The organism is Dietzia timorensis (genome assembly GCF_020742175.1).
GTDB classification, from domain to species: Bacteria; Actinomycetota; Actinomycetes; order Mycobacteriales; family Mycobacteriaceae; genus Dietzia; species Dietzia timorensis_A.
Genome location: NZ_DYXM01000092.1, coordinates 1 through 4,104 on the forward strand (window position 1 = coordinate 1; position 4,104 = coordinate 4,104).

Annotated in this window: 4 protein-coding genes; all 4 read left to right on the top strand. The window is 62.3% G+C overall.

Annotated elements, in window-relative coordinates; all coding sequences use genetic code 11:
- Positions 1 to 103: 103 nt before the first annotated feature.
- Positions 104 to 970 (top strand): AraC family transcriptional regulator, encoded by an 867-nt coding sequence (locus tag K8V11_RS04925; protein WP_303911324.1) that lies wholly within the window; start codon positions 104 to 106, stop codon positions 968 to 970.
- A gap of 453 nt (positions 971 to 1,423) precedes the next feature.
- Complete coding sequence (locus K8V11_RS04930) at positions 1,424 to 2,395, top strand: ROK family protein (protein ID WP_303911327.1); 972 nt, start codon at positions 1,424 to 1,426, stop codon at positions 2,393 to 2,395.
- Between the two features lie 213 nt (positions 2,396 to 2,608).
- Positions 2,609 to 3,229, top strand: a complete 621-nt coding sequence (locus tag K8V11_RS04935; RefSeq protein ID WP_303911325.1) for a sugar O-acetyltransferase — start codon at positions 2,609 to 2,611, stop codon at positions 3,227 to 3,229.
- A 31-nt stretch (positions 3,230 to 3,260) separates the two neighbouring features.
- Positions 3,261 to 3,908 (top strand): pyridoxamine 5'-phosphate oxidase family protein, encoded by a 648-nt coding sequence (locus tag K8V11_RS04940; protein ID WP_303911326.1) that lies wholly within the window; start codon positions 3,261 to 3,263, stop codon positions 3,906 to 3,908.
- Positions 3,909 to 4,104: the final 196 nt, after the last annotated feature.

Here is a 4,104-nt window from a genome sequence, read left to right on the forward strand (position 1 = left end):
CTTGAGCGGTCCCTCTCTCGGCGAATAATCCGACAGAACCGGGCCACGATGATCGGGCGCAGCGCGTGCTCCGGAGATGAGAGTGGGTAGCGAAGGGAGCCGCATGATCGAGATCCTGAACCGTCTGGTCGATGAGGTCGAGCGCCGTCTCGACGATCACATCGATGTCGAGGCGTTCGCTGCGTCGATGGGAACGACGGGCTACCACGTACGCCGCATGTTTTCCTCGTTGGCAGGCATTCCGATCTCCGAGTATGTGCGTCAGCGGCGGATGACCGTCGCCGCCTCGGACGTGATTGGCGATGAGGACCTCCTGACGATCGCCGTGCGCTACGGATACGGTTCGGTCGAGGCCTTCGGCCGGGCGTTCCGTTCCGTGCATGGAGTGACTCACAGTGAAGTCCGTCGCGACGGTGGCCCCCTTCGTGCTCAACCCACCATCAGGTTCCGCCTGACTGTCGAAGGGAGCTCCGCCATGGATGCCCGAATCACCGAACGTCCCGCCTTCCGTCTCATCGGCTATGCCGCACGCGTGCCGCTGATCTACAAGGGCGTCAACCCGCACATCCAGCAACACATTGCGTCTCTGCCAGCCGAGGAACACCAGCGACTCAAAGACCTCAGCGGCGCCGAGCCTCGTGGGCTGCTACAAGTCAGCGCTGATCTCGACCCCGACTACCGAGAGGGGAGCGAGCTCACTTATCTTCATGGTGTCGCGGTCGATGCCGGGACAGAGGTGCCGACAGATCTCGACCTCATCGAGGTCGACCGCGGAGCGTGGGTCGTGTTCCGCACTTCAGGTCCGCATCCGAAGGCACTGCAGGATGCGTACGCCGCATCCGCTGCGCATTGGTTCCCGTCGAATCCCTGGCGGCTGCGACCAGGGCCTTCGATCGTCGCGATCCGCGAACACACCGACGATTTCAGCACGGCGACGTGCGAGCTGTGGTTCCCGATCGAGCGCGATTGACCGGTGTTTCCGGCCCGAGCGCTCGCTTTCGCCTCGAGTGTAAGTCTCGACGATATGTGGCCCGCTTCTGATGGGGATATGTGACCGTCAATCCGGATCTCTTTACTCCGCGGCCGCCCCATATGCTACGTGGGCGTTCCGCCCTATCTGCGGGGATCAATGGATGTCGAGCGGGCGGGGATAGAATTTCTGTTGATGCCTGAGTCCTCGTCTCCTGCCGCCTTCCAGGTTGCCGGCGAGCTTGGTGTTGCTGGCCGGTCGGGTAGGAGTTTGGATGACCTACGGCGTAGCAACCTATCGTCTGTGTTGCGGGCCGTGCATCTCAGCAGCGGGTGCACTCGGGCGGAAATTACGCATGAGACGAGCCTGAATCGGTCAACGGTTCGAGCATTAGTCTCGGAGCTTGTTCGCGTAGGGATTCTCTTCGAGGAGAAGGCAGAGAAGTCCGGAGCCATGGGACGGCCAAGCCCGTCGGTGTTCGCCTCGGACCGCGTGAGGGTGCTGGCGGTCAACCCAGAGGTCGACGTCACCACTGGAGCCGTTGTGGGGCTTGGGGGTCGAGTCTTTGCTCGAGCCGAGGTGCGCCACCGATACCCACCAAGCCCGCTGGATGTCGTTGCCGCCGTGAGCGAGTTGATTGACCATCTCGCCCCGGGTGGGACGTTGTGGGGAATCGGTGTTGCTATCCCAGGCCTCGTGAACGAGGCCACCGGCGCTATCGTCGTCGCACCACACCTCGGCTGGCGCGGTGTTCCCCTCGCGGCGCTGCTGTCTGAAGCGCACGGACTCAGGGTTGTCGTTGGCAACGATGCGAACTGTGGAGCCCTTGCCGAATCGCTGTTCGGGGCGGGCCGCGGCTGCGAAGCGATGGTTTACCTCAATGGTGGAGCATCCGGCATCGGGGGGGCTTCAATTATGGGTGGCTCGGTGATGTCGGGGAGCGATGGCTATGCGGGAGAGTTCGGTCACACCCTCGTGAACACGGTGGGTGGTCGCTGCGACTGCGGGGCAACGGGATGCCTCGAGACTGAGGTTCGCCGAGCTCCACTCCTGGCAGCTCTTGGCGGGGTCGCTCCCACAGAGCTCAGCGGTGAGCTCCTCCGACAGGTGCCCCGCGAAGGCCCTGCTGCGGTCGAGGCCGATCGACAGCTCCAGTTTCTCGGGATCGCCCTTCGAACGGTCGTCAATGTGATGAACCCGCGACGCATTCTGCTCGGAGGCTTCCTCGCGAGTATGGTCCAAGCTCGCGGGTTCGAGATCATTCACGCTGAACTGTCGCATGCCCTTCCCGGCGGAGACAGCACCGTGGAGATTGTGACTGCTGAGCTCGGCAGCAACATCCTCGCCGTGGGTGCCGCACAGTTGGTGCTCCGCCACATCATTGACGACCCGCTCGGCGCGAACGAGTTGGCGCACACGCCTTAGCGACCATTTCATGGCGAAGCTCCGAGCGGCTGTCTGCGGAGCGGCCACAGTCAGCGGGCCCGCTTGCGAACACGTAGCGGCGCGCGCGAGAAGGTCCGACCGCTTCACGTTGATCGTTACGAGCAATCCTCTTGCGCGGGATCCATCACGCCCACTATGTTTGCACTCACAACAATCGTTTGACGTTGCTCACAACAAATGCAAGGAGGCATTATGTCGAACATTCAGGATGACCTGCTCGATACCCGGACGAGGCAGCTCGCTGTACAGGATGAGGACCTTCAGCGTCTCCTTGGCGGTGACTGGATCCGATACCGCACGTCACCGGCGCTGCAGGAACTCTCAATCCACGCGCACTCGGTGTGCGACGAAATCAATCGCAGCTTCCACGAATCGCCCTCCCACGCGCAGCGCCTCTTTCGGGAACTGATCCCCGGGGCCGGCGATGACATCGAATTTCGGCCCCCGATCAGCATCGATTACGGGATGCGCCTCAGCATCGGGGACCGCACCTTCATCAATGCGGATTTCATGATCATCGGTGGCGGTTTCGTCTCGATCGGATCAGACTGCCTGATCGGTCCACGATGTGGGATCTACACGCCCGACCATGCCAAAGATATTGCCCGGCGACTTGATGGATGGGAGCTTCCCCAGCCGGTCACGATCGGCAACAACGTGTGGCTCGGCGGATCCGTGACCATCACGCCAGGGGTGTCGATCGGTGAGAACAGCATCATCGGTGCAGGTTCTGTCGTGACGACCGACATCCCTGCGAACGTAATCGCGGTCGGAAACCCGTGTCGTCCCATCAAGCCCATCCCTGAGAGTTGACTGCTCTGCTGACCACAGTGGAGTCCCGGACATGAACCAGCACATCCGCGATGAGTACGTCATCCCAGACGAGGCCAGCCTCCGCGCGCTCTTCCACGACGTCACAGCTCTGGCGCTTCAAAAGAGTCTGCCCGCTCTCGATGAGCACGCACAGTCCTTCATCCACTTGTCGCCATTCCTCTGTCTCGGGACACAGGACTTGTGTGGCGCAGCCGACGTCAGCCCGCGCGGCGACCCTCCCGGCTTCGTTCAGGTGCTAGATGCCCGCACCCTGGCTATCCCTGATCGCCCTGGCAACAACCGACTTGACAGCCAGATCAACATTCTCTCCAACCCATCGGTCGGCCTGCTCTTCATCATCCCCGGATTCGATGACACGCTCCGCGTGAACGGGCAAGCAACACTCACCACCGACCCAGAGATCCTCGCCACCCTGGAGGTCAAAGGTCGGGTGCCGAAGATCGCCATCGTCGTCGAGATCCGCGAAGTGTTCCTGCACTGCGCCAAAGCCTTCCGGCGCTCCCACCTGTGGGACCCAGACCGGATGCTCGACCGGGCAGAGATGCCCTCCCTCTCAAAAATCATCCTCGATCAGACCACCGGCGCACCCCAGGACGCCGACGAGATGCGCCGACTCGACGACGACCTCGAAACCGAGTACCGCCGAACCCTGTACTGAACGCGCACCGGACGCACGTACCGGTGAAATGACCCACACAAACCAGGAAGACACCATGAGCAACGACGATCGCAAAGAAGCGACCACAGCCCAAGAACCCCCCATCTCGCTTCCGAGCCCGAGCAGCCCGCCGAGGAGGTTGGTGGGCACTGTGGTTCTATAGGTGCCGTCGTCCCGTGCTGTCGTGTTCGACAGC